The organism is Amycolatopsis sp. PSD-21 (genome assembly GCF_055561455.1).
Window position 1 is genome coordinate 8,602,946 of record NZ_CM145712.1, and the last position, 25,636, is coordinate 8,628,581.

Consider the following 25,636-nt stretch of genomic DNA (forward strand, 5'->3'; position numbering starts at 1 on the left):
CTTTCACGGTCTCTTCCTTACTGCTGGTCACCGGCCGAGCCCAAGCATTCCGGCGAGGTCGGTCGGGCCGTTGCTGGAGCTGAGTCCGGCCAAACCGGGCAATACCGCACCCCGGTCGGGGCCGGGAGTCCGGGCGGCCGGCGCGGTCCGCTGAATACCACCGAAGGGCGCGTTCTGCGCGCCGCGTACGGAAGTAGGGCTTCCCGCGGCTTCCGCACAATAGATGCCTGCCGGTACGGGCCGCGTCGTCACTTCCTCCGCCGACCGGGCCTGGACGCCCCCATACCCCTTGGTGCACGACAACGGATCGAAGAAGTTGAGCACCAGTCCCAGATGGGCGGTCCCGTCTCCGGGAACAACGGTGTTCGCGGCCGCGGCGAGCAGTGGATAGGTGGCAAGGACGTTCTCGAGTCCGGCCGTGCGCGGACCGAGAATGTCGGCCGTGGTGAGGAGGTTGGCGATCACGGCTCCCAGCCCCGGCCCCGACTCTGCCAGCAATCCATCGATCTCCGCGGACGCCGGAGGCACGGCGCGCACGAAACGCTCCAGGCTCGGATCAGACTTCTTCAACTCCGCCGCGAGCAGCTTCAGATCCTTGCTGAACGAACGAATGTTCCCTGCTTCTACGTTCTGCGTCGACAGAACAGTGCGTGTCGACGCCAGTAGTTCTTTGGTCGCCGGCAGGTATTCCTTCGCGCTCCCCACCAGCGTCCCGGTCGAGTCGAGCAAGGTGCGCAGGTCCGGCCCGGCGCCATTGAACGCGTTGTAGAGCTCGTCCACGACTGTCTTCAATGACTCTGTCGGCACGCTCGCCGCCAGTGCTTCGACGTTGCCCAGCAATCGCTCCAGAGGCACTGGGACGATCGTGTCCGCGACCTTGATCGTGGCCCCCTCACCAAGGAACGGGCCGCCGCCGGTGCGGGGCCGCAGGTCCACGTATTGCTCACCGACGGCGGACCGATTCGCGATCACGGCTTCCACGTCAGCGGGAACCTGCGGCGCCTCCTCGTCGAGCACCAGGTCGACCTGGGTACCTTCCGGGATCACAGTGAGCTCGCCGACCCTGCCGATTGTCACTCCCCGGTAGGTGACATCGGCATTGGTGAAGATGCCGCCGGAGTCGGCCAGCTGAAGCTTGACCACCGTTCCGTCTTGTCCGAGCAAGGTACCCAATCCGGCGTAACGGAAACCCGTGTAGCCGATCGCGACCACGGCGATCAGTACGAAGATGACGACCTGGATCCGAATTCTGCGCGTCAGCATCAGCGTCCTCCCAGCACAGAGCCGAGCACACCGGGAACGACCGCTGCGAGGTCAGGCGGCACCATGGTCGTCGGTGCTGGGGAAGCCAGCGGCAGTGGTGCCGCGAGATCCGGGGACGCAGGCGGATTTCCCAGTCCCGGCAACGCTATCGGCGGCTGCTTCGGGTTGAGGAACAAATTGGTGAGGAGGCTGTCGAGCTTGAGATCCAGCCTGAGATCGAGGTTGGTGTAGTCACCACGAATGGCCTCGCGAGACCTGCTCGTGAACGGAAAGGTCAACAATACGTCGAGCGCGCGAGGCAGCTTGTCGCCTGACTCGTTCAGTTTCGCCAGCGTAGGCTGGAGCGCTCGCAGATCCCTGACCAGGTCTTCACGAGACCGATCAAGGGTGTTCACCGCGACTCCGGAAAGATTATCGAGCGATTGCAACATCCGAACCAGGTCTCCCCGCTGCTCGGTCAATACGCGCAGGCCGGGTTCGAGTTCGTCGAGCGCGGTCGCGATTCCGGCGTTTTGCCCGACCAGCGTGCCCGACAACCGGTTGAGTCCGTCGATGGCCTTGGTGATGTCCCCGCGATGCCCGGCAAGTTCCCCCGCGAGCTTGTCGACGTTCGCGAGTAGCGCCCGGATGTCACTTTCCTTACCGGCTAGCGCGTCATTGACCTCACGACTGATCGTACGGATCTGTTCGACCCCACCACCGTTGAGCAGCATCGAGAGCGCGCCGAACACCTCCTCCACCTCAGGATTGCGGTTCGTACGCTGTATCGGGATGACTCCGCCGTCGACGAGCCGTTCCCGAGCCGGCTCTCGCGGACTGCTCAACGACACGTACTTCTCGCCGAGCAGGCTGGACTGCACGAGAAGCGCACCGGCGTTGGCAGGCAGCGCGACGTCACCATTGAGCAGGACGGTGACCTCCGCGGTCCAACCATCGGCCGCGAAGCCGATCGTTTCCACCCGGCCGACCGGAACGTCGTTGACCTTGACCGCGGCCTGCGGTACCAGATCGAGCACGTCCGCGAACTGAACCTTCAGCCGGTACGGATGATCGCCGACCGGCGCACCGCCCGGCAGGGGTGTGTCGTATACCCCGCCGAATCCACCGGCTCCGCACGCGGATCCGCTCAAGGCCACCACTGCGGCCAGACACCCGAGGAAGATCCGCTTGACCATCACCGGCCACCCCTTGGTCGCGTGGAGGAGAGCAAAGGCAGAGGGGGAAGTTTTCCGCTCTGCAGCCCACCCATCACGTCGGCCGCCGAGGGTAGCGGGACGACCCCGTCGAGCACCGGCGCCAGCTTCTCGCACGCGTCCGCGAGTATCGGTGGCAGCTGAGTGGGTGTGCCACGGCGTAACAGGCCGCAAACCGTCACGATCGGCGGTGCCGACAGCTCGTTCAGGTTAGCGCGGATATCCAGCGTGCCGGACGACGCGTTGTAGGCATTGGCGAGGTTGCCGAGGGCCAGCGGTGCCACGTCGAGCGATTCGGCCAGCGCGGCACGCTGGTCGACCAGTACCTTTGTCACCGACGCCAGCTTGTCCACATTGGACTTGATTCGCCCCCGGTTCTCGGCGACGAACCCGCGGACCAGGTCGAGTGCGGTCGCCAGCTCTCCTAGCGCGGCGGTCAGATTCTGGCGCTCACCAGCCAGGAACCCGGCGACGTCGGCCAGCTGCCCACTCAAGTCACGAAGCTGTCCATCGCTCACGGCGAGCGTCCCGGTGAACTTTCGCAGCCCGTCCACGGTGGCAAAGAGATCCTTGCTGCCGTTCGCGAGTGTCGAAGTCAGGCCGGCGAGCTTCCCGATGGTCTCGTTGATGGCGGCACCATTGCCGTGCAGGTTCCGCGCCCCGGTGTCGAGCAACCGCGACAACGAACCGTCGGCGTTCGCTCCACTTGGTCCGAGGGTTGTGGCGACCTGCTCAAGACTCTTATAGAGGTCGTCGACCTCGACCGGGGTGACCGTGCGCGCCCTCGGAATCAGCGCGCCTTCGGTCATCCTCGGTCCCCCGGTGTACACCGGCGTCAGCTGTACGTAGCGGTCGGCGACCAAGCTGGGCGGAACGACGACCGCGCCCGCGTCGGCGGGAAGCTCGATCCCGGGATCGACTGTCATCTCCACCAGGACCTGTTCACCCTCGGGAGTCACCGTTTCGATCGTCCCTGCTCGTACTCCCAGCACGCGGACGTCTCCGCCGGGAAAGACACCCACGGCTTGGGAAAAGACCGCGGTGATCCTGGTACCGCCGGACCGTGAGCTGATCCACCAGACGGAGCCGGTGGCGACGAGGCTCAGCACGAGCAGAACCGACAGCCAACGAGTAGGCGAGGTACGAAGCTTCATCGGCCCCCTCCGGGCTTCGACGCGGAAGGCTGGCAACCTCCGGGGTTGATGTTGAGCAGGTTGAGGTCGACCGTCGGCGGGAGCAGGCCGCAGACGTATACGTCGAACCAGCGTCCATTACCCAGGGTATTGGCGAACAACCGGTAGAACGGTGCGAGCTGGTTGAGACTGGAATTCAGGTTCTCCTGATTGCGCTGGAGCAGATCCGTCACCTGGTCGAGTTGTTTCAAAGCAGGGGCCAGCTGCCGCTGGTTGTCCGTCACCAGGCCGGCGAGCTGCGCTGAAAGCTGCCGAGCGCCGTGGAGCAGGTTGCTGATCGCACTCTTCCTGGCCTGCACCTCGTCCAAGAGCAACGTGCCATCTCCGATGAGGCGCTGGAACTGCCCGCTGCGGTCGGCAAGTGTCTTGCTGAGCTTTCCGGTGTTGCTCAGCAGCTTTCGTAGCTGCTCGTCCCGGCTGGAGATCGTGGTGGAAAGCGCGGACAGACTGTCGAGCGCGGGGCGGATCTGCTCGGGCGTACCGGACAGCTCACGCGCGATGGTGTCGAAACTCGTCGCCAGCTGCTTGGTATCGACCTGGTCGACCGTGCGAGACAAGTCGGCGAAGGCTTCGTTGACGTCGAACGGGGCCTTCGTACGAGCCGCTGGGATCGCCGCGCCGGGGTCGAGCGGCCCGTTGCCCGCTGATTCCAGCGCGACGTACTTCTGTCCAAGCAAGGTCTTGATCTCGATCGAGGCGCGGGTCTGGTCACCGAGAAAAGCCTCCCTCACCCGGAAGGTAGCCAGCACGTGACCATTCGCCAGTTCGATCCGCTTGACCTGACCGATCTTGACCCCGGCCATCCGGACTTCGTCGCCGGCCTTCAGCCCGGCCGCCTCGGTGAATTCGGCCTGGTACAGCGTTCCCCCGCCGATGACTGGAAGATCGTCGTAGAAGTAGGCCGAAACGGTCAGTAGAGCGATGATCACCACCCCGGCGATCCCGATGGGAACCGGGTTACGTTGTTCGAACGCTTTCACGATGTGCACCTCGACGGGGTCTGCGTGGCGGGCAGCGGGATCACCGGAACGTTCACCCCGAGCGATGAGATGCCGATGTCCCCCCTCGCCGCGCACAGGTAGAAGTTGAACCAGGACCCGTACGAAGCGGTCGGTGTGATCGTCTCGACGTTCTTGGGTAAGTCGGCCAGGAACCGTTCGACCTCGGGGGAATTGCGGTTCAGCGTGCCGGCGAGTTGGTCCAGTCCGGCGATGTCTCGTGCCAGCGGTTCCCGGACCTCCGAGAGGAAACCCGCCGCCGTTTCGCTCAACCCGTCCAACGCGCTGACCGACTCTCCGATCGGGCCACGGTCGGCCGCCAAACCTGAGACAAGCTGTTGCAGGGTTTTCAGCAGCCCCGACAACTGATCACCACGACCGTTGACGGTGTCGAGGACGACGTTCAGGTTGTCGATCACCTGCCCGATCGCCTCGTCCTTCCCCGCGATGGTCGACGCCAGCTGGGTGATATGTCCGAGCAAAGAGCTGATGGTTCCACCTTCGCCCTGCAATACCTGGATCAATTCGAACGACAGCTTGTTGACATCCTCTGGGGACAGCGCTTGGAAGAGCGGCTTGAACCCGTTGAACAGCTGAGTCAGGTTCAGCGCGGGCGTCGTCTGCCGCAACGGGATGGTCTGGCCAGGCTCGAGTATCCCCTCCGGACGACCCGGTCGTTGCTCTAGCGAGAGGTATCGCTGCCCGACGAGGTTGCGGTACTTGAGCACGGCCTGGATCGACGAGGGCAGCCGTCTTCCGGCATCGACGGTGAAGGTCACCTCTGCGACGTTCCGGTTTCGGGACCCGGTTGCGATGTCGACCACCTGGCCGACTCGTACCCCGGAAACACGGACGTCGTCGCCGGAGTTGAGTGACGTGACGTCGGAGAACTCCGCATGGTAGGTATCAGACGGCTTGAAGGTGATGTTCGCGATCGTCATCGAAAGCAGTAGCGTCGAGGCCAAAGTGAAAACCACGAAGATCGATAGCTTCGTCACTGGCCCGGCCAACGACCTCACAGTACGTTCACCTCTTTTCCCCGGTAGAGCGGACCGATCAGCGCGCTGCTCCACTGCGGAACATCGCCAGGACTGGTACCCATCGACGGAGCGACCAGCGCCGCCACCAACGCCCGTTCCTGTGGAGAGTTGGCGGGCGAGGGCACCTGCCGCCCGTTCGCCACCGGCGTGACGAACGAGCCGTCGAGCAGTGGGCTCAGTCCTGGCTCACGAGTGGCTCCGGCGGCAGGGCTGGTAGAGCCATCACGCAGGGGCCCGCCAGGCGGGTACTGCGGGAAGTTCCCGCCATCCGCCGCCGCGTAGCAGGCGGGGCCGCGGTTCTCCTGGTACGCGGGGATGTCCTTTCCCGGAACGTACTTTCCGCGGCTCGCGGTGATTTCGATGGTCAGGTTCAATGCGTGGTTGTCATTCCGTCCGCCACCCCAGATCTCGTCGAGTTTGGGCTTGAGCGTCGACAGTTGCCCCAGCAGACACGGGTACTCGGGCGCGTACTTCGCCAAAAGCTCCAAAGTGGACCTGCTGCTCGCCGCGAGCCCGATCAAGTTCTCTTTGTTGCCTTCGAGGAAGTCCTGCAAAGTCACCGACGCGGCAGTGAGGCCGCTGAACAGCGCCTGCAGGTTCTGTCGCTCCTCGACGAGGGTTTTGCTGGTCACCGTGAGATCGGACAGTGTTTGAATGAGGTCTGGCGCGGCTTCGGCATAGATGTCAGCAACACCGGAAAGCTGACGGATGTCTTCGGTCAGATCCGGTAGTGACGGGTTCAGCTCACGTACATAGTCGTTAAGCCCAGCCAAGGTGTTCCCGAGCGCCTTACCGCGACCGTCTGCCAGCGCCTCGGAAACTGCTGTCAGTGCGCTGGCGAGCTTCTCCGGCTGAACCGCTCGCAATACCGGGAGCAGTCTGTCGAGCAGGCTGTTCAGCTCCACCGCCGCCGACGATCGGTCGAGGCCGATGGTGTCGCCCGCCTCGATCACCCGGTCCCGCCCCGCCGAGGGTGGCACCAGGTTGACATACCGTTCTCCGAACAGCGTTTTCGGGAGCAACCTCGCGGAGACGTTCCGCGGCACCAGGTCGATTTTGGCGGGGTCGAGCGCGAGGCGGAGGTTCGCGCCGTCGGGCGCGATCTCGATCTCGCGAACCTCACCGACCCGGACTCCCCTCACCTTGACGTCCGCTTGGGGCAGCAGCTGGTCACCCAGTTTCTGAACCCTCAGGTCCACCATCACCACGGGGGTGAATCGCTTCTGGTAGACGGCGATCGTCAACCCGAAGAACAGCACGATCACGACCAGGTAGACCACGCCGAGCACCCGCCGCGGGAGCGCGGGCAACGCATTCCGATCGGCGCTCATCCGGCCACCCGCACCGTGGTCGTAGTTCCCCAGATCGCCAGGCTGAGGAAGAAGTCGAGCACCACGATGGTCACGATCGCGTTCTTGACCGCACGCCCGACCGCAACTCCGACGCCCGCGGGTCCACCGCCCGCGAAATACCCGTGATAGCAGTGGATGAGAATGATCACCACGGAGAAGACCAGCACTTTGCCGAACGACCACAGTACGTCCTCAGGCGGGAGGAACAGCGTGAAGTAGTGGTCGTAGGTTCCGGCCGACTGTCCATTGAGCGTGATGGTGATGAACCGAGATGCAACGTAGGTCGACAGCAGACCAAGGGTGTACAGCGGCAGAATGGCCGTGAATCCCGCGATCATTCGCGTGGTGACCAGATAGGGCAGGCTTGGAATGCCCATGGTCTCCAGTGCGTCCACCTCCTCGGAGATCCGCATCGCACCGAGCTGGGCGGTGAAACCCGAGCCGACCGTCGCGGACAACGCCATCCCCGCCACCAGCGGTGATATCTCGCGTGTGTTGAAGTAGGCAGAGACGAATCCGGTGAACGCCGCGGTGCCGATCTGGTTCAGCGCAGCGTAACCCTGGAGGCCGACGACTGTTCCCACGAACAGATTGAGCGCCACCATGACACCGATCGTTCCGCCGATCACCGCGAGCGCGCCACTGCCGAACGACACTTCGGACAGCAGCCGGACTACCTCCTTGGGATAGCGCCGAAGCGTCCTCGGTATCCAGAACACGGCACGAAGATAGAACCAGAGCTGGCCACCGTACTCGTCCAAAGAGGACACTGGCTTCCTCGCGACGGCGCGAGCCCGCTTGGTGATCGTGCTGGTCCGGGAGACTGTGTCCGGCATCGTCAGCTCCCCTTCGGCGGTACGACGTGGAGGTACAGGGTCGTCAATACGAAATTGACGAAGTACAGCAGCAGGAAGGTGATCACCACCGCCTGATTGACCGAGTCACCCACGCCCTTGGGGCCGCCACGTGGATTGAGTCCTCGGTAAGCCGCGACGATCCCGGCGACCAGGCCGAAGATCAGCGCCTTGAACTCACTGATGTAGATGTCCGGCAGCTGGGCCAGCGCGCTGAAACTGGAGAGGTAAGCGCCCGGCGTGCCGTCCTGCAAAAAGACGTTGAACGCGTACCCACCCGCCACCCCGACAATGCTCACCAAACCGTTGAGCAGAACCGCGACGACCGTCATCGCCAGTACCCTCGGCACGATCAGGCGCTGGATCGGAGACACCCCGAGCACCTTCATCGCGTCGATCTCCTCCCGGATGGTCCGGGACCCGATGTCCGCGCATACCGCGCTGCCGCCCGCCCCCGCGATGATCAGTGCGGTGACGATGGGGGCGGCCTGTTGGACGGTCGCGAGCACGCCCGCAGCACCGGTGAACGACTGCGCGCCGAGCTGACGAGTCAACGAACCGATCTGCAGCGCGATCACCGCGCCGAACGGGATGGACACCAGCGCACTCGGCAGCAGGGAAACGCTTGCCACGAACCATGCCTGTTGCAGGAACTCACGCCACTGGAATGGCCGCTTGGGGATCAGTCTGAGCACGTCGAGCCCCAGCGCAAACAACCGGCCGGTCTCGCGGAACGCACCGATGCCGGGGAAGGAAAGCTGCTTGGTCATGACGCGCGACCGCCGGCGGTGCTGTGGTGTTTGCCATGGGAAGAGACGCCGTAGTGCTGCTGCTCCTCCGGGGAAAGCGACTCGATGATGCTCTGCTGCGCCTCGGGCGGCAGGCCGTGCAGGATCTGCATGACGCGGTCCTTGCGGCGGACCGCGCCCATCCGGGTCGGCACGCCGGGCGTCGGCTGCATCTGCGGCGGCACCCCGCTGACGTCCTCGACCCCGCCCGCGTGGTGACCGGCCTCGAACATCGCGCGCTCCGCGGCGAGCTGAGCCGAGTCCTTCTCCTCGCTCATGCCGATGGGGCCGTCCATCTTGCCGTTGAGGAACTGCTTGACGACCGGCTCCTCGCTGGTCAGCAGCACCTCGCGCGGACCGAACATGACCAGTTCCTTGCGGAAGAGCATGCCCAGGTTGTCCGGGACGGTGCGGGCGAGGTTGATGTTGTGCGTGACGATCAGGAACGTCGCGTCGATCTGCGCGTTGACGTCGAGGAAGAGCTGGGAGATGTAGGTGGTGCGGACCGGGTCGAGACCGGAGTCCGGCTCGTCGACCAGGATGATCTGCGGGTCCAGCACCAGCGCGCGGGCGAGACCGGCGCGTTTGCGCATACCGCCGGAGATCTCGCCGGGCAGCTTCTTGTCGGCGCCGTTGAGACCGGTCATCTCCAGCTTCTCGAGCACGATCCGGCGGACCTCGGTCTCCGACTTCTTCGTATGCTCCCGCAGAGGAAACGCCACGTTGTCGTAGAGGTTCATCGAACCGAACAACGCGCCGTCCTGAAAAAGGACACCAAAAAGCTTACGCACCTCATAGAGCTGATGCTCAGAACACGTCACGATGTCGACACCGTTGATCATGCACCGGCCGCGGTCCGGCTTCAGCAGACCGATCATCGACTTCAAGAAGACGGACTTACCGGTTCCGGACGGACCGAGCATCGCCGAAACCTCGCCCGGAGGCAGGGTCAGCGTGACGTCCCGCCAGATGGCCTGCCTACCGAAGGACTTCGAAAGACCTTCGATGACCACCTCAGCACCCATCATAACTCCTCGTCGAGTCGGAATGATGGGACTCTGTCTGCTCATGGAGGCGTTCGCCATGGTCAGGAGGGCCAACCATGGCCCCGGTAGGCCACCTGGGACCGCCGTTCGCCCTGGCCTCTTGTGGCGCCCGTCCCTGCCGCCTATCTCAGCCTTGGCCTACGTGACATCCGGCGGCGTAAGGCAAAGCCCAAGAACGAGCGACCATCCTCCCCCTTGCCGGAAGACGCGAGGATCCACGTCGGACGGGACGCGGCGCGATCATGTGACGCTGGGCGAGTCAGGTCAGATCGTTCTCGCCCCACACGGGGTTGTCGAGCAGGCCGTAGGCACCGGCGAGCCCTGCGGCCTCTACCCGGTTCGCGGCGCCGATCCGGTTCAGCAACGAAGCCACCATCCGCTTCGCGGTGCGTTCGGAGACCAACATCCGGTTCGCTATGTCGTTGGTCTCCAAGCCTTTGGCCAACAATGTCCAAAGCCGGAGATCTTGCGACCCGAGTGTGTCGAGCAGGGTCTCCGGCGGCTTTCTCGCAGTGGTCAGCAAGAGGTCCAGTAACTCGGCTTCGAGTACGCGAAAGCCCGCCGCCACCGTCAGCAGTGGCGCGACGAGCACCTCCGGATCGGCGGACTTGGTGAGATAACCGTCCGCGCCGGCCCGAAGAGCCTGTTCGGCGAGTTCGAGGTCATCCGAACCGGATAGTGCGAGCACCTTGGTAGCCGGAAGATGCCGCTTGATGTGACGGATGGCGGCTGTTCCACCCAGAGGTGGCATGGCGAGATCCACCAGCGCGAGGTCCGCACCACACGATTCGACCAGCGCGGACGCCTCCTCGACGTGGGTGGTGATCCCGCCGACCTCGAACCGGTCGCCGGCGCTGGTCGTCAGGAGCAAGGAAAGTCCTCTGGCGAACAATTCGTGGTCGTCCACGATCACCACAACCAAGCGCCGTTGAGTCACCGTCCTAGTGTTACACGACGGTTCCGAGGAATCCGCGTCAGCAGGAAACACGTCACACCCGAAGGACGGCCATCGTGACCACTACCAGAGCACCGGGCATCGCACGAGTGATGGTCTGCGTACGGTTCGCCGTCGTCGTGTCAGCCGGACTACTCCTAGTGATCGGCGGCAGTGAGGTACGACGGCATCTGCCCCTTATCGCCGGAGTGCTGGTGCTGGCGTTCTGCTACGCCGGCGCGGTCGCGATGAACCCCCGCTGGGAACTACACGGTGGGGGAGCGGCCTGGCTACTTACCGCGGCGGACTCCGCCTTGGCACTGCTCGCGGTCGCCTTCACCGGCGGAGCTCAAAGTCCCGCTGTGGCGATTCTCTTGCTCGTCGTGACCGCTGCCGCGATCCGGCTCCCTTTGGGACCGACAGTGCTCTTGGCGGCCACGCTCGCCATCGTCTACTTCGCCACCGCTGTCTTGGCCGATCCACAGTTCGCCAGCTGGGGCGAACGGACTCGACAAGGCGCGTGGTGGGCCGGCTACCTCGTCCTGGTCGGGGTGCTCGGAGCCAGTCTTTCGCGGCTAGTCGAACAGGAGAGGGAAGCCGGGATCGCCGCACGAGTGGAGGCGATGGCCGAACATACCGCCGCGGAAGAGGAACGCGATCTGCGGCAACGGCTTCTGGAGTCCTATCAGTCCCAGCAGGATGGACTGGCCGTCCTTTTGCACGAGTTCCGCACCCCGGTGACCTCCCTTCGAGCGCTCGCATACGGGTTGGCGACTCCCCATGGCATGGTCTCCCAATCGGATCGAGAAGCCAGCACTCGCCTGGTCGCCGAACATGCGAACCATTTGTCCGAAATGCTCGACGCACTCGCGGACGTCGCCGCGAGCCGCCGCCCCACATTCAGCACCGGCCGCGTCAGCGCCGTCGAACTGCGTGGACTTGTGCTCGCCTCCGCGGACGCCGCCGGCCTTCGGCCACCACGGCTCCTGCTCGCATTCGACGACGAAGCGCGTACGATCACCACCGACACCCAGCGTCTCCGACGCGTATTGACGAATTTGCTGGAAAACGCCGCCCGCCATGGCGAAGGAAAGCCGGTGCTCGTCGAAGCCGCCGTACGGGACGGACGGCTGCGGGTCCGCGTACTCGACCGGGGCCCCGGTATCGAGGCGGCGAACCTCGAAAAGCTCACGGGCAAGTTCACCTCGACCGGTTCGAATCGCGGCACTGCCGGGCTCGGCCTTTGGATCGTCGAGCAGATAGTACAGGCACTCGGCGGCTGGCTCGACTTCCGACAACGACAAGGCGGCGGGTTGATCGCCACGATCGACATTCCTGTGAGCTGACGCCGTCAGGCGTCCGCGATGAAGTGCGGCGGCCCGGCCGCCGACCTCCGGTGAACTGGCACGACCGGGCCAGAACTGGCGCGCACGGACCGTGCACGGAGGGGCGCGCCCAGGTGATCCTGTCCTCCCCGCACGCCTCGCGGACAACGTCGTTCACGACCGTCAGGAGCTTTCATGCCTCTCACTCGCAGTATCGAACACGGGAACCGGACCGGTTTCGGCAGTCTTTCCCAGGGCGGACTCCGTCTTGACTCATTCCCGATGAAACTGTTCCGTAAGGGAAACAAGAAGTTCTGGAATCCGGATGACATCGACCTCGCCCAGGACGCGGCGGATTTCGCCGCCCTTACCGCGGAAGAGCAGAGGATGACCTGCGTGCTCGCCGCGAATTTCATGGCAGGCGAAGAATCGGTGACCCAAGATCTGCAGCCGTTCATGAACGCGATGGCCGCGGAAGGCAGGCTCGGCGACGAGACTTATCTGACTCAGTTCACCTTCGAAGAAGGCAAGCACATGCAGGCCTTCCGAATGTGGTTCGACGCGGTCGGAGTCACGGACGACCTGCACTCGTTCACCGAGAACGGCGAGGCCTACCGCAAGATCTTCATGGAAGAACTGCCTGACTCTCTCTACACCCTCACCAGCGACACCTCGCCCGCCGCCCAGATCCGCGCTTCGGTCACGTACAACCACGTCGTCGAGGGTTGTCTCGCGCTCACCGGCTACTTCGCCTGGGCGAAGATCTGCCAGAGCCGCGGAATCCTGCCAGGCATCCGACAGATCATCAAGTACATCGGAGACGACGAGCGGCGCCACATGGCTTGGGGCACCTTCACGTGCCGTCGCCATGTTGCTGCCGACGATGCCAACTGGGCGGTGGTGACGGGCAGGATGGAAGAGCTCCTGCCGCACGCCGTCAGCCTGATCACCGAGATGCTCTCGCCATTCGGCGATGATGCCCCCTTCGGGATCAGCGTTCAGACGTTGGCCGAATACGCCGTGGACAAGGTCACTCGCCGACTCGAGTCGATTGAAAGCGCCCGGGGCCGCCCGGTGGAGGAGATCGACGACGACTACTCGCCGATGAATCTTGAGGACAAGTTCGCAGAAGAGGACCGAGTGCAGGTCGAGACCGCCATCGGGATGGCCGGGTGAGGTCGTCCGTCCGGGCCGACGTCCTGCTGGTGGGCGCCGGACCGGTAGGTCTGTTCGGTGCATACTACGCGGGATTTCGCGGGTTGAGCGTGGCCGTGATGGACTCACTTCCGCAGGTCGGCGGCCAAGTGAGCGCTCTGTATCCACAAAAGGAAATTTACGACATAGCTGGTTTCCCGCGAGTGCGGGGACAGGACCTCATCGACCGGCTGGTCGAGCAGGCAGCACCATTCGAACCCGAGTACCTGCTCGGTCATCGCGCCACGAAGCTGGAGAATCGCGACGGCCTGCTATCAGTGACGAGCGACGAAGGAGTCGAGGTTCAGGCAGGTGCGGTGATCCTGACCGCGGGTGTCGGTGCCGCCACGCCGCGGCCGCTCCCCTGCGGGGAAGCATTTCTCGGACGTGGCCTGCACTACTTCGTACCTGATTTGGACGAATTCCTTGACCGGGACGTCGTCGTGGTCGGCGGTGGCGATTCGGCGGTCGACTGGGCCTTGGCAGCCACTGGAAGGGCACGCCGCGTACGGCTCGTTCACCGCCGGCAGAGCTTTCGCGCACACGAGTATTCGGTCGCGCGGCTGCACGATTCCAGCTGCGAGCTCGTCTTGGGTTCGCAAGTGGCCGCGTTGCACGGCAACGAACGGGTGCACGCCGCCGAACTCGACTCGGGGACGATGCTCAGCGCGGACATGGTGGTCGCCGCTCTCGGCTTCAAACTCCAGCTCGGGCCCATCGCGACCTGGGGACTGAATCTGCGTGACCGTTCGGTCGTGGTCGACACGGCCATGGCCACCAACCTGCCCCGGGTCTACGCGGCGGGCGATATCGCCACCCACGATGGCAAGGTCAAACTGATCACGGTCGGCTTCGGCGAGGTCGCGACCGCAGTGAATCACGCGGCGGCCGAGCTACGTCCGGACGCGGGACTGGCGCCAGGGCATTCGTCCGATGCTCCGCACCGACAGGTCACGACCCAGTAAGGAGAACCTCATGGCATTCGTGATCGGCGAACCATGCATCGATGAGATGGACAAATCCTGCATCGAAGAATGTCCCGTGGATTGCATCTACGAGGGCGGACGAATGCTTTATATCCATCCCAGCGAATGCATTGATTGCGGCGCCTGCGAAGCGGTCTGCCCAGTGGAGGCAATCCGCCCCGCGCAGCGCGTCGACGACCAATGGCGGCCATTCCAAGAGACCAGCAATCTCGTTTTTGCCGAGCTCGGCTCTCCTGGCGGCTCGTTCAATGTGAATGAAAAGCTGGCCGACCCGCCTTTCGTCGCAGAATTCGAAAAGTGCGACTGATGTCCACCATCGATTCTACTAATGCGGTACTCAGCGAGGCCGAGGCGCAGGCCGTGCGACGGGGAGTACCCGACCCAGGCATCCCACTCGCGCGTATCTCGCTTCCCACCGCCGCGCTGTTCTTCGCGTCACTGGCACTATGGATATTCGCCACCTGGTTGGCGCTCGGCACGGATACCTCGGCCTGGGCGACCATTCCGTTGCACTCTGCCGTCACTTTCACCATGTTCACGGTACTCCACGAAGCCACGCACCACGCGGCCGGCCGTTGGACTTGGGCCAACGAGGTCCTCGGCAGGCTATCCCTGCCGTTCGTCGCCGGCTATGTGAGTTTCGGAGCGATACGCTATATCCACATCGAACACCACCGGAATACCAATGAGGCCATCGACGTCGACCCGGACGCATGGACGAGTCACGGCCCGTGGTGGCAATTACCCTACCGCTGGCTGACCATCGACGGTTGGTACGTCCGATTCTACGTGCCCCGAATGAGGCATCGACCACGAGGCGAAGTCCTCGAAACTCTCGCATTGGCCACGCTCGCCGCAGTGCTCGTCACTTTCACGATAGCCTCCGGCCACCTTTGGGAACTCGCGGTCATCTATCTGATCCCGCAGCGAATCGGGCTGGCGGTACTCGCCTGGTGGTTCGATTGGCTGCCACATCACGGGCTGCCGGAGACCGCCGCACAAAATCGCTTCCGAGCCACCCGGCTGCGAGTCGGCATGGAGTGGCTTCTGACTCCGATAATGCTTTACCAGAATTACCACCTGGTGCACCACCTGCACCCTGCCATCCCTTTCTATCGTTACGTTCTGGCCTGGCGTCGAAACCAGGAGGATTATCTCAGCCGAAACGTGCCGATTCTCACCGCCTGGGGTCGCGAGTTGAGCGCGTCGGAATACCGCGCCTGGAGGAGAATAACCAGCGAGGCCACAACAGATCCGGTTGCCCGGCCGGCGTTCCATCCACTGACGGTCTCCGAAGTTCGCCGGCTGACACCCGACAGTGTGTCAATAAGTTTTGACATACCAGACTCACTGCGCGACGACTTTCGATTCAAGCCGGGTCAGCACATCACGTTACGTCGAGTTGACGACGGGGTGGAGGTACGGCGTACCTATTCGATTTGCACGTCCGCAACCTCGAACCTGATCCGCATCGCAGTGAAACGCATAGGCGCGTTCTCCACACTGCTTAACGACGATACCAAGGCCGGCGACGTCATCGACGTACTGCCACCCGCGGGCAGGTTCGTCTTGAATCCCGTTTCCGGCAAAGCGAAGCACTATGCCGGAATCGCGGCAGGCAGCGGTATCACCCCCATTATTTCAATGGCCAGTACCGCACTTTCAATGCATCAGCACAATCGGTTCACACTTCTCTACGGTAACCGGACAGCTGAAACCACGATGTTCCGCGACGAACTCACGATGCTCGCCAGGCAGTTCGAGGGTCGTTTGCAAATAATCCACTTCAACACTGGCGAGCAGACGGAATTCCAGCCAGGGTCAGGATTCGAACGTCGCGTGGACAGCCGGATCAACCCGGCGCACATCAGCGAGCTCATGGCGGGTCCATTGGCTCCCCACGAAATCGATTCATGGTACCTCTGCGGGCCACCAGCACTCGTCAAGGAAACCCGGGAACTCCTGATCGCCCGGCAGGTACCGGCCAAGAGTATCCATTTCGAACTTTTCCATACAGAACCCGCCGAGCCCACCAACTCCGAGCACGTTCCCGCGACAATCACCGCGACAGTGGGCGGCGATGTCACCAGCGTAGACAGCGATGGGCACGAGTCGGTTCTGGAGGCATTGGTGCGCGCGGGCGCGAACGCACCTTACGCCTGCATGGGTGGCGCCTGTGGAACCTGCCGAGCCAAGGTCATCCGCGGTTCCGGCCGAATGGAACTGAATTACGCCCTGAGCGACGAGGAGCTCGCGGCGGGGTATTTGCTCACCTGCCAGACCAGGCCGGTGACGGAACGTCTCGACGTCGACTACGACGCCTGACCCTTCTCACTACAGGAATCACAATGACCAGCGAATACGACGTCCTGGTGATCGGCTCCGGCTTCGGCGGGTCGGTCACCGCATTGCGCCTCACCGAAAAAGGGTACCGCGTCGGAGTTCTGGAAGCCGGGCGGCGATTCGACGAGGACAGCCTGCCAAAGACCTCGTGGGACTTACGCAACTTCCTCTGGGCCCCCAGGCTCGGTTGTTACGGCCTGCAGCGCATCTCACTGCTGCGCGATGTGGTAGTACTCGCGGCAGCCGGGGTCGGCGGCGGCTCCCTGTTGTACGCGAACACTTTGTACGAGCCCGCGTCCGACTCGTTCTACGAAGACCCGCAATGGCGTGACATCACCGACTGGCGTGCCGAACTCGCGCCGTTCTATGATCAAGCGAAACGGATGCTCGGTGTTGTACGCAATCCGTTGCACACACCGGCGGATACCGTGATGCGGGCGGTCGCCGAAGGCATGGGTGTCGGGAACACCTACCGGCCGGCCCCGGTGGGGGTGTTCTTCGGCCCCGACGGGACACCACCCGGAACCACCGTACCGGACCCGTTCTTCGGCGGCGCCGGGCCGGAGCGCGGCACCTGCACAGAGTGTGGATCCTGCATGACCGGCTGCCGATACAACGCCAAGAACACCTTACCCAAAAACTATCTCCACTTGGCAGAGCAAGCCGGCGCTCGAGTGCACCCCTTGACGACAGTCACCTCCGTACGGCCCTTGCCGGGGAGCGGATACGCTGTGGACACGGTCAAGACGGGCAAATCGACCAAAGCCAAACAGATTCGCACCTTCGTTGCCAAAGAAGTGGTTTTCGCTGCGGGTACTTATAACACACAGAAGCTTCTTCACCGGCTCAAGGACGAGGGCACGCTCCCTAATATCTCGAGTCGACTCGGCACACTGACACGTACGAATTCCGAATCCATCCTCAGCGCCAAATCACGACAAGCCGGCGCCGACTACAGCAGCGGAATCGCGATCACGTCTTCTTTCCATCCAGACGAGAACACTCACATTGAGCCGGTACGTTACGGCAAGGGCAGCAACGCGATGGCACTTCTGCAGACCGCGTTGACCGACGGCGGCGGCCGCCTCCCCCGCTGGTTGCGATGGCTCAAGGAGATCGTAACGAATCCCAGGCACCTGTCCTGGCACCTCTGGCCGCGACGCTGGTCGGAGAAATCCATTATTCTCCTCGTTATGCAGTCCTTGGACAATTCGATCACGGTCGTTGGCCGGAAAGGTATCTTCGGACGACACAAGCTCACCTCCAAACAAGGTCATGGTGAACCCAACCCGACATGGATTCCGGCGGCGAACGACGCAGCGCGGCGGACCGCCGCGAAGATCAATGGCATCGCGGGCGGTACGGTGGGTGAAATCGCCAATATTCCGTTGACGGCACACTTCATCGGCGGATGTCCGATCGGAGAATCGGCGGAACGCGGTGTCATCGATCCATGGCACAGGCTCTACGGTCACCCCGGCCTGCACGTCATCGACGGATCCGCCGTTTCCGCGAACCTCGGCGTCAATCCCTCCTTGACCATCACCGCCCAGGCCGAACGGGCACTGGCCTTCTGGCCCAACAAGGGTGGCGCCGATCCACGGCCGGGACTCGGTGAGCGTTACCGAAGGCTCCGGCCGATCACACCGTCGGCACCGGCCGTTCCCGCGAACGCACCCGGGGCCTTACGGTTGCCGATCGTCCAGATTCGCAACGGCAGGTGAGCACGACCCCATCACCCGTTTCCCCGGTACCCCACTACGCGAGAATCGTCGGCCGCGCGGCGGCCAGAGGGACTGGCGACGGCTCAGGGACCTGGAGAAGCGAGAAATTCGGCTGAAGCTGAAACTGGCGCGGACGCCGGCCGCTCAAGCGGTCGGCGTCACCCTGACTTTCTCGCAAGAAATCGCGATCCCCGACGACACCATCGCGTCACAGGTGAATGTCACCCCTCGTCGGAGGCGGCCTGCACGCCCTCCAGTCAAGGCCCGGGACCGCATAGGGATCAGAAACACCGCGCCCGTTCAAGCACCTCGGCCGATTTCAGCAGCCGACGCGACAGCTGGGTCTCCGCGCACACCTTCCGGCACTTCTCCGGCAGCCGAGGCGAGCGCCGATTTCAGTTCGGTCGACGGACGCGCGGCTTCGCGAAGCGAGCTCAACACAGAGGCCGCGACCTCATCGAAAATCGGCGTCGCCTCTCCGCTGATGTTTTTCGCGGCATCTGAGTACATAGTCAATCCCGTTGTCGCAGCATGAGCTCGATACGTCCACACTATATGCTCCTGCGACACTCCCGATCAGGTGAATGTCCGCTTGGTTCGACGATGCCGGCCATTGCCATAAGGCTTCTCACGACGTGCGGGTTCAACACGGAAACCGGCACCCGGCCAGCCGTGCCTGACACTTGCGACTCGTCGGACCTGACACCGCCAAAATGGCGATCCAGTGCGACATACGGGACCGTCGAAGTTTTCCGGACGACCGCGAACTTGCCGAAAGGACCGCAGATCCTACCGGTGGAGACAATGCATCAACGATGAACTCGAACACGCCCCGAATACTTGATTCGACAGGCCGTCCGGTAATTCCGGCGAGCACGGTGACGGAGACGAAATCGTGAAGGTGTCCGCAGCAGGCCGCAGATCTCTCAGCTCCTCCGGAGCCAGCACCAGACCGGCCCCGCACGATTTCGGCGCGACCGAGCATCTCCTTACCAGCGCCCGAGAACCCGAGCGCCGGGAAAGCCGCCATCGACTCCGCCGATCGGAGTCCGTGATCTGGGGCGACGCCAACCTGTCCGGGCGACGGGGAAACTCAGTCAGCCTGTAGCCTCCGTTTGCTTCCCGCCGACGGATCGAGCCGCCAGGGACCGGGCGACCCTCCTGTCGTCGTGCATCTGACGAACAAGCTCGTCGACCGAGCCGAACTTGCGCATACCACGGATGAACGACAGGAAGTGCACCGTGAGCTCCCGGCCGTACAGGTCACCGGCGAAATCCAGGAGATGTGCCTCTACTGTCCGCTCCGTGCCATCGAAAGTAGGGTTGGTGCCCACCGAAATGGCGGCGGCGAAGCTGGCCCTGCCGTCGATGGGCTCGCCTGTGTCGCACAATCCGGCGTAGACGCCGTCCGGCGGCAATGCCACCGACGCGGGGCTATGGTGCACGTTGGCGGTGGGGAACCCCAGCTTCCGGCCGCGCTGCGCCCCGATGACGACGACACCGCTGACCGTGCACAATACGTGCTCATTCATGTCGGCTCCCCGGGTCACTGGGCGATTCCGCCGTTCTCGTCGAGGATCAGCTTCGGATCGTGCCCCATCCGATCCCGCTTGGTCTCCAGGTAACGGATGTTCTGCGGGTTCGCCTGCACCGGCAGCGGCACCTGACCGAGAACCTGCAGTCCGTACCCTTCCAGCCCTTCGCGTTTGGCGGGATTGTTGGTCAGCAGGCGCACGGAATGGATCCCGAGGTCGCCGAGTATCTGGGCCCCGATGCCGTAGTCGCGGGAGTCCGAAGGCAGCCCGAGCTCCAGATTGGCGTCGACGGTGTCCGCCCCCAGCTCCTGCAGTTGATAGGCCTGCAGTTTGCGTAGGAGTCCTATCCCCCGGCCCTCGTGTCCCCGCAAGTACAGGACGACACCTCGGCCCTCCCGCGCGACGGAGGACAGGGCGGCGGTCAGCTGGGACCCGCAGTCGCAACGCATCGACTGGAAGACGTCACCGGTGAGGCACTCGGAATGCACACGGACGAGCACATCCTCGCCGTCGGACAAGTCGCCGAAGACGAATGCGATATGCGCACGCTCATCGAGGAGGGACGAATAGCCGATCGCGGTGAACCGCCCAGCCGGCAAAGGGAGACGGGCCGAGGCACCACGGAGGACCAGTTTCTCGACCCGCCACCGGTAGGCGATCAGATCGGCGATCGAGATCATCCTGAGGTCGTGTTCTTCCGCGAAGCGCTTCAGCTCCGGGCCGCGGGCCATTTCCACCGGGTTGTCCTCGCTGGTGATCTCGCACAGCGCCGCCGCCGGGGCGAGACCCGCGAGCATCGCCAGGTCGATGGCCGCCTCGGTATGCCCCGGCCGGCGTAACACCCCGCCGGGCCTGGCCCGCAACGGGACGACGTGACCGGGCCGGGCGAAGTCGCCGCTGCCGGACGCCGGGTCAGCCAGGCCGCGAATGGTCTTCGCCCGGTCGCTCGCCGAAATTCCGGTCGAGATCCCGTGCTTCGCGTCGACCGTGACCGCATAGGCCGTCCCCCGCCGGTCCTGGTTGGTGGTGACCATCGGCGGCAGGTCGAGGCGGTCCGCGTCCTCTTCCGTCAGCGACACGCAGATATATCCGGACGTGTGGCGAACGGTGAACGCGACCAGCTCGGCGGTGGCGAACTGGGCGGCGAAGATCAGGTCGCCTTCGTTCTCGCGGTCTTCGTCGTCGACCACGATCACCGGTCGCCCGGCGGCGAAATCGGCTATCGCCGCTTCGACCGCGGCTGGTCCGTTCACGACTTCCCCCCTTCCGTGGGTCGGCACACGTGTCACAGCGGGTCCGCGATTCGTCAGCCGCGACGCTCCGGAAGGCCGGACAGCGCCTGACTGGGCCCGTCCGAACGATGTCAAGGACATTCAGATCACCAGCTCACGAAACTTGCTGCTGTGGAAGACGAGAGGCGAGACACCGTCGAAGGCTTCGAACGAGCCCACCCGGAAAAGAATGATGTCGTGATCACCACCGGGCAGGATGTCCTCGATCGAGCAATCCAGCCAGAGTGCGGCGTCGGTGATGAAGACCGCGCCCTCGTCGGACGCCGTCCACCCGACTTCGTTGAAACGCGAGTCCGTCTTCGACGCGAGAACCCGCGCGAGCGGGCCCTGGTGCACTGCGAGCACGCTGACCCCGATGCGACGGCACTCGCGCAACAGTGGCCACGATGTCGACGTCTTGGCGACGCACACCGAGACCAGAGGCGGGTCCAGCGAGACGGAGGTGAAGGAACTGGCCGCCAGGCCGTGGGGCCGAGCGCCGTCGACAAGGGCCGCGACAGCCGTCACGCCGCTCGGAAACGCGGAGAAGGCTGTCCGAAGCGCCTGTGATTCGGTCAAGTTGAGCCACCTCTTCCTGAATAGGGGTCCCTACAGCTCCGTACCTCGATGTTGCTGCGTGGTTCGCGGCGAGCCACTACCCGACAGGGTTCACTCGGCTTCCAGCGTTTACGGCCGCGGGATGTAGACGAGCTTCTTGTTGATGAATTCCTCGATGCCCAGCGGACCGAGCTCGCGACCGAACCCAGATCGCTTCGTGCCACCGAAGGGCAGCTCAGGCGAGGTTCCTTGCGCGCTGTTGATCCAGACCATGCCGGTGTCGAGCCGGGCGGCGACCTGCCGCGCGGTGTCGAGATCCTTGCTGAACACGGCGCCGCCGAGCCCGTAGGGCGTGGAGTTCGCGAGCTCCACCGCGGCGGCGGCGTCCGGGACCCGGTAGATCACGGCGGCCGGCCCGAAGAGTTCCTCGGCGTAGGCCCGCATTCCCGGCTTGACATCGGTGAGCACGGTCGGCTCGACGAACGCGCCAGGCCCTTCGACGCGACGACCACCCGTGTGGACCGTCGCACCCCGGTCCACGGCATCCTGGATCTGCTCGAGGAGGGAGTCGGCCGCCTGGACCGACGACAACGGGCCGAGGTCGGTGCCGTCCTCACGGGGGTCGCCGACCACCAGCGACTTCATCTTGGCGGCGAACCGGGTGACGAACTCGTCGTACAGCTGGTCGACGACGATCATGCGCTTGGCCGCGTTGCACATCTGGCCGGCGTTGTACACACGCGCGCCGACAGCGGCGTCCACGGTCGCGTCGAGGTCGTCGGTGTCGAGGACGATGAAGGCGTCCGAGCCGCCGAGTTCGAGGATGACCTTCTTCAGGTTCTTCCCAGCGGCCTCGGCGACCGCGGAACCGGCCCGCTCGCTGCCGGTGACCGAGACGCCCGCGATCCGCGGGTCGGCGATGAGCTGGTGGATCTGCTCGTTGGTCGCGAAGATCGTGCTGTACGCGTCGCGTGGGATACCGGCGTCGTAGAAGATCTCCGCCAGCGCCAGCGCGGACTCAGGGCACTGCGGGGCCGGCTTGAGCAGCACGCAGTTACCCGCGACCAGGTTGGGGCCCGCGAAACGGGCGATCTGGTAGTAGGGGAAGTTCCACGGCATGATCCCGAGCAGTGTGCCGACCGGTTCTTTGCGGATCACCGCCTCACCGCCGGCGTAGGCCTCGATCGCCGCGTCGGCAAGAAACGTCTCGCTGTTCTCGGCGTAGTACTTGAAGATCGACGCGGTCAAGGAGACCTCGTCACGGGCCTCCCGGATCGGTTTGCCCATCTCACGCACGAGGATCTCGGCGAGCTCGTCACGCCGTTCGAGGAACGTGTCACCGATGCGGTTCAGCGCTTCCGCGCGGCGTTGCCGCTGTGAGATGTCCCACGCCCCATACGCGCTGTGAGCCGCGGTGAGCAATTTTTCCAGCCCCGCGTCCGTATGCGCTTCATACTCGCGCTCCACGCCACCGGTGAGCGGATTGGTCACCCTGTACATGCGTTGCCGCCTTTCATTCGCGTCTGCTTTTCCGCTCGGAGAGAGGTCATTGGCCTTCGGCCGCGCCGGATTCGATACGCGCGGCGAAGGCGGTCGCGGCGGACGCGAACCGCAACTGCCGGGCGGCCGCGTAGGCGGGCGAGGAGTACCAGTCCTTCGCCGCCTCAGTGCTCGGAAACTTCAGGAGCACCAGCCGTTCGAACGGAATGTCACCTTCGACCGCGGCCACCGCATCGCTGGTGAAGACGACTTCGACACCGGTACCGGCCAGGCTGTCGACAGCCTTGGCGAGATAATCCTGGTGCGTGTCTTCGTCGGTGACAGTCAGGGCGAACAGCATGTATGCCGGTTGCGTCATCATGAACTCCACTTCCTGTGAGGTGGGAACCAGGCCACTGGGACTAGGGGATCGGCGCGTAGACGACCGAGATATTGCCCGCGGGGTCCGCGACTACCGCACGAATCTCATGCGGTCCCTCTTCCGGCTGCCTCACGACAGTGCCACCGGCCTGCTGGACAGCCTCGAGAACGCTGTGCACGTCGGCGACTTTGAACGAAGCGGCGACCCTGCCGGAGGTGACATCCTCCTCCGGCGAAACCAGAGCCAGGGTTGTCGAACCGCCGTCGAGCGCGACGAAACGGTCACCGTCGGCGAATTTGACGGCCAGGCCGAGCGCGATGGTGTAGAACTCGCGCATGCGCCGCATGTCCGAGGTCGGCACGAGAACGTTGCCGATACGAACTGCGTCACCAGGGTTTTGAGGGCTCATAGTGCTCCGTTCAAGAAGTCGGATGAGTGGTCGGTCACGATGTCGGAGTCACCAGCCGACAGCGGCGGCACCGTGCGTCGGCTCTCCGGAGAGGAAGGTCGCGGCGACTTCGACGGAGCCGATCGCGCTGGAGTCGACGGTGGTCACGTCGTCGCCGAGCAGCACGAAATCGGCGAACTTGCCCGTTTCGATGGTTCCCCTGACGTCCTCCTCGCCGGCGATCCACGCGCCGTCGACGGTGTAGGAACGCAGGGCGGTCAGCGCGTCGACACGTTCGCCGGGACCCACCTCGTTGCCCGCGTCGGTCACCCGTTCGACCATGGACTGGATGCACCGCAGCGGGGCGCCGGTGGCGACCGGACGGTCCGAGCTTCCAGGCACCCGCAGTCCCGCGGCAAGGAAGGAGGCGTGCCGGTACAGCATGTGCGAGCGCTCCTGCCCGACGGCGGCGAGCATCGTCTCGCCCAGGTCGTGCACGAAGTGCGCCTGGGGCATCGGGGTCACGCCGAGTTCAGCCATTCTTCGCAACTGCCGGTCGTGGGTGAACGCGGCGTGCTCGATCCGGTGCCGCGCGGCGGGGCGGGGCTTGATCCGCTGCGCCTCGGCGAAGGTGTCGAGCGTGTGGTCGATCGCCTTGTCGCCGATGGCGTGCGCGGCGATCCGCCAGCCCGCTCGATGCGCCTGCAGCATGCGGGCACGCATAAGCTCGGGATCATCCTGGAAGTAGCCGTGACCAGGGTGGTCGCAGAACGCGTCGTGCATATGGGCCGTACGGCTGGCCATACCACCGTCGACCCAGATCTTCATGGGGCCGAGCCGCAGCCGGTCGTCGCCGAAGCCGGTACAGATGCCCAGATCGAGACCGAACTCCACATCGTCGTCCGCGTGGGCGTGCAGATCGTGCAACGCGTCGACGGTGGGCATGAGCTGCGCTCGCACCGTCAGCGTTCCGTCAGCCAGTGCCTTGGCGTACGCCTGTAGCTCGATCGGGGACTTGCCGATCCATCCGGCGCCGATACCGGCCTCGGTGACGTGGGTCAGTCCTTCAGCGGCGTAGATCCGCGATGCCTCGCCGAGAGCCCCGCTCAGCCGGTCGACGGAGTACGGGGTGACGAGGCCGACGACGAGATTCTGGGCCCGTTCCTCCAGCAGGCCGGTGAACCTACCGTGCTCGTCGCGGGCCGCGACCCCTCCGACTGGAACGGTGGCTGTCCCGTCGAGCAGACCGATACGCTCGAGAACGGCCGAGTTGACGAACGCCATGTGGCCAGAACCGTGCTTGAGCCAGACGGGACGGCCGTCCGCGACCTTGTCGAGGACGAACCGGTCCGGATGCCCGCCCAGACGTTCATGGTAGTAGCCACTGCCCAGGATGAACTCTCCCGGTGGGGTGATCTTGGCGCGCTCGCCGACCATTTCGTACAGCTCGTCAAGGCTGGTCGCGGCGAGAAGATCGATCTCGCTGAGCGCGAGTCCGTACCATGCCATGTGATTGTGCCCGTCGCTGAAGCCCGGAACCATTACCGCGCCCTGTGCGTCCACGGTCCTGCTGGCACGTAATCCGGAGGTGTCGCCGACAGCGACGAAGCGTCCGTGGAGCACTGCCACCGCGCCGGACACCGTGTTATGAGCGTCGAGGGTGAGCACTCGCGCGTTGCGGACGATGAGGTCGACGTCCATGATCTCCTAACCTCGTGTTCTGGGGGTGGGGTCACCCGGCCGACGCAGGACCAAGAACGAGTGTGCCGAAGCCGGTGGCACTTCCCCGC

At 64.3% G+C, this 25,636-nt stretch carries 24 protein-coding genes; 6 read left to right on the top strand and 18 right to left on the bottom strand.

Annotated elements, in window-relative coordinates:
• Positions 1 to 27 precede the first annotated feature (27 nt).
• From ACZ1DY_RS40450 to ACZ1DY_RS40495, 10 genes are all read right to left on the bottom strand, one after another.
• Positions 28 to 1,263 carry an MCE family protein gene (locus ACZ1DY_RS40450; RefSeq protein WP_465482804.1) on the bottom strand — a complete coding sequence of 412 codons (1,236 nt, stop codon included), beginning with the start codon at positions 1,261 to 1,263 and terminating at the stop codon, positions 28 to 30.
• A complete protein-coding gene (locus tag ACZ1DY_RS40455; protein WP_465482805.1) occupies positions 1,263 to 2,438 on the bottom strand; it encodes an MCE family protein in 1,176 nt (391 codons plus the stop codon). Before ACZ1DY_RS40455 ends, ACZ1DY_RS40450 begins: the two co-directional genes overlap by 1 nt.
• On the bottom strand, positions 2,438 to 3,610 hold the full coding sequence (locus ACZ1DY_RS40460; protein ID WP_465482806.1) for an MCE family protein: 1,173 nt from the start codon (positions 3,608 to 3,610) through the stop codon (positions 2,438 to 2,440). The genes ACZ1DY_RS40455 and ACZ1DY_RS40460 overlap by 1 nt, the downstream gene beginning before the upstream one ends.
• Entirely contained in the window at positions 3,607 to 4,629 is a 1,023-nt protein-coding gene (locus ACZ1DY_RS40465; protein WP_465482807.1) for an MCE family protein, read from the bottom strand. Before ACZ1DY_RS40465 ends, ACZ1DY_RS40460 begins: the two co-directional genes overlap by 4 nt.
• Positions 4,626 to 5,666 (bottom strand): MCE family protein, encoded by a 1,041-nt coding sequence (locus ACZ1DY_RS40470; RefSeq protein ID WP_465482808.1) that lies wholly within the window; start codon positions 5,664 to 5,666, stop codon positions 4,626 to 4,628. The genes ACZ1DY_RS40465 and ACZ1DY_RS40470 overlap by 4 nt, the downstream gene beginning before the upstream one ends.
• The gene (locus ACZ1DY_RS40475) at positions 5,663 to 6,967 is read right to left on the bottom strand and encodes an MCE family protein (RefSeq protein ID WP_465482809.1); all 1,305 of its coding nucleotides are present in this window, start codon (positions 6,965 to 6,967) and stop codon (positions 5,663 to 5,665) included. The genes ACZ1DY_RS40470 and ACZ1DY_RS40475 overlap by 4 nt, the downstream gene beginning before the upstream one ends.
• 47 nt (positions 6,968 to 7,014) lie before the next feature.
• Positions 7,015 to 7,875, bottom strand: a complete 861-nt coding sequence (locus tag ACZ1DY_RS40480; RefSeq protein WP_465482810.1) for an MlaE family ABC transporter permease — start codon at positions 7,873 to 7,875, stop codon at positions 7,015 to 7,017.
• A 2-nt stretch (positions 7,876 to 7,877) separates the two neighbouring features.
• Positions 7,878 to 8,663 (bottom strand): MlaE family ABC transporter permease, encoded by a 786-nt coding sequence (locus ACZ1DY_RS40485; protein WP_465482811.1) that lies wholly within the window; start codon positions 8,661 to 8,663, stop codon positions 7,878 to 7,880.
• Positions 8,660 to 9,706 carry an ABC transporter ATP-binding protein gene (locus tag ACZ1DY_RS40490; RefSeq protein ID WP_465482812.1) on the bottom strand — a complete coding sequence of 349 codons (1,047 nt, stop codon included), beginning with the start codon at positions 9,704 to 9,706 and terminating at the stop codon, positions 8,660 to 8,662. The genes ACZ1DY_RS40485 and ACZ1DY_RS40490 overlap by 4 nt, the downstream gene beginning before the upstream one ends.
• A gap of 280 nt (positions 9,707 to 9,986) precedes the next feature.
• Positions 9,987 to 10,664 (bottom strand): response regulator, encoded by a 678-nt coding sequence (locus ACZ1DY_RS40495; protein ID WP_465482813.1) that lies wholly within the window; start codon positions 10,662 to 10,664, stop codon positions 9,987 to 9,989.
• 74 nt (positions 10,665 to 10,738) lie between these two features.
• Between ACZ1DY_RS40495 and ACZ1DY_RS40500 the strand changes: the two genes are divergently transcribed.
• The 6 genes from ACZ1DY_RS40500 to ACZ1DY_RS40525 all read left to right on the top strand — a co-directional run bounded on the left by ACZ1DY_RS40500 (position 10,739) and on the right by ACZ1DY_RS40525 (position 18,233).
• Positions 10,739 to 12,007 carry a sensor histidine kinase gene (locus tag ACZ1DY_RS40500; protein ID WP_465482814.1) on the top strand — a complete coding sequence of 423 codons (1,269 nt, stop codon included), beginning with the start codon at positions 10,739 to 10,741 and terminating at the stop codon, positions 12,005 to 12,007.
• A 174-nt stretch (positions 12,008 to 12,181) separates the two neighbouring features.
• Entirely contained in the window at positions 12,182 to 13,162 is a 981-nt protein-coding gene (locus tag ACZ1DY_RS40505; RefSeq protein WP_465482815.1) for a R2-like ligand-binding oxidase, read from the top strand.
• A gap of 29 nt (positions 13,163 to 13,191) precedes the next feature.
• Positions 13,192 to 14,145, top strand: a complete 954-nt coding sequence (locus ACZ1DY_RS40510; RefSeq protein WP_465482816.1) for an NAD(P)/FAD-dependent oxidoreductase — start codon at positions 13,192 to 13,194, stop codon at positions 14,143 to 14,145.
• 10 nt (positions 14,146 to 14,155) lie between these two features.
• Positions 14,156 to 14,473 (top strand): ferredoxin, encoded by a 318-nt coding sequence (gene fdxA, locus ACZ1DY_RS40515; protein ID WP_465482817.1) that lies wholly within the window; start codon positions 14,156 to 14,158, stop codon positions 14,471 to 14,473.
• Positions 14,473 to 16,491: a fatty acid desaturase gene (locus ACZ1DY_RS40520; protein WP_465482818.1), complete on the top strand. Its 2,019-nt coding sequence runs from the start codon at positions 14,473 to 14,475 to the stop codon at positions 16,489 to 16,491. The genes fdxA and ACZ1DY_RS40520 overlap by 1 nt, the downstream gene beginning before the upstream one ends.
• Positions 16,492 to 16,514: 23 nt before the next feature.
• A complete protein-coding gene (locus tag ACZ1DY_RS40525) occupies positions 16,515 to 18,233 on the top strand; it encodes a GMC oxidoreductase (protein ID WP_465482819.1) in 1,719 nt (572 codons plus the stop codon).
• Between the two features lie 300 nt (positions 18,234 to 18,533).
• Here the strand turns inward: ACZ1DY_RS40525 and ACZ1DY_RS40530 are convergent, their stop codons facing one another.
• The 8 genes from ACZ1DY_RS40530 to ACZ1DY_RS40565 form a co-directional block, all read right to left on the bottom strand.
• Positions 18,534 to 18,743 (bottom strand): hypothetical protein, encoded by a 210-nt coding sequence (locus tag ACZ1DY_RS40530; protein ID WP_465482820.1) that lies wholly within the window; start codon positions 18,741 to 18,743, stop codon positions 18,534 to 18,536.
• A 587-nt stretch (positions 18,744 to 19,330) separates the two neighbouring features.
• Positions 19,331 to 19,765 carry a riboflavin kinase gene (locus tag ACZ1DY_RS40535; RefSeq protein ID WP_465482821.1) on the bottom strand — a complete coding sequence of 145 codons (435 nt, stop codon included), beginning with the start codon at positions 19,763 to 19,765 and terminating at the stop codon, positions 19,331 to 19,333.
• A 14-nt stretch (positions 19,766 to 19,779) separates the two neighbouring features.
• Positions 19,780 to 21,021, bottom strand: coding sequence for a bifunctional 3,4-dihydroxy-2-butanone-4-phosphate synthase/GTP cyclohydrolase II (locus ACZ1DY_RS40540; protein WP_465482822.1), 1,242 nt, complete (start codon positions 21,019 to 21,021; stop codon positions 19,780 to 19,782).
• Between the two features lie 120 nt (positions 21,022 to 21,141).
• Positions 21,142 to 21,618, bottom strand: a complete 477-nt coding sequence (locus ACZ1DY_RS40545) for a flavin reductase family protein (protein ID WP_465482823.1) — start codon at positions 21,616 to 21,618, stop codon at positions 21,142 to 21,144.
• 108 nt (positions 21,619 to 21,726) lie between these two features.
• The gene (locus tag ACZ1DY_RS40550) at positions 21,727 to 23,097 is read right to left on the bottom strand and encodes an NAD-dependent succinate-semialdehyde dehydrogenase (protein ID WP_465482824.1); all 1,371 of its coding nucleotides are present in this window, start codon (positions 23,095 to 23,097) and stop codon (positions 21,727 to 21,729) included.
• Positions 23,098 to 23,143: 46 nt separating this feature from the next.
• Positions 23,144 to 23,458: a DUF1330 domain-containing protein gene (locus ACZ1DY_RS40555; protein ID WP_465482825.1), complete on the bottom strand. Its 315-nt coding sequence runs from the start codon at positions 23,456 to 23,458 to the stop codon at positions 23,144 to 23,146.
• Between the two features lie 40 nt (positions 23,459 to 23,498).
• Positions 23,499 to 23,867 carry a VOC family protein gene (locus tag ACZ1DY_RS40560; RefSeq protein WP_465482826.1) on the bottom strand — a complete coding sequence of 123 codons (369 nt, stop codon included), beginning with the start codon at positions 23,865 to 23,867 and terminating at the stop codon, positions 23,499 to 23,501.
• A gap of 48 nt (positions 23,868 to 23,915) precedes the next feature.
• Positions 23,916 to 25,547, bottom strand: a complete 1,632-nt coding sequence (locus ACZ1DY_RS40565; RefSeq protein ID WP_465482827.1) for an amidohydrolase — start codon at positions 25,545 to 25,547, stop codon at positions 23,916 to 23,918.
• Positions 25,548 to 25,636: the final 89 nt, after the last annotated feature.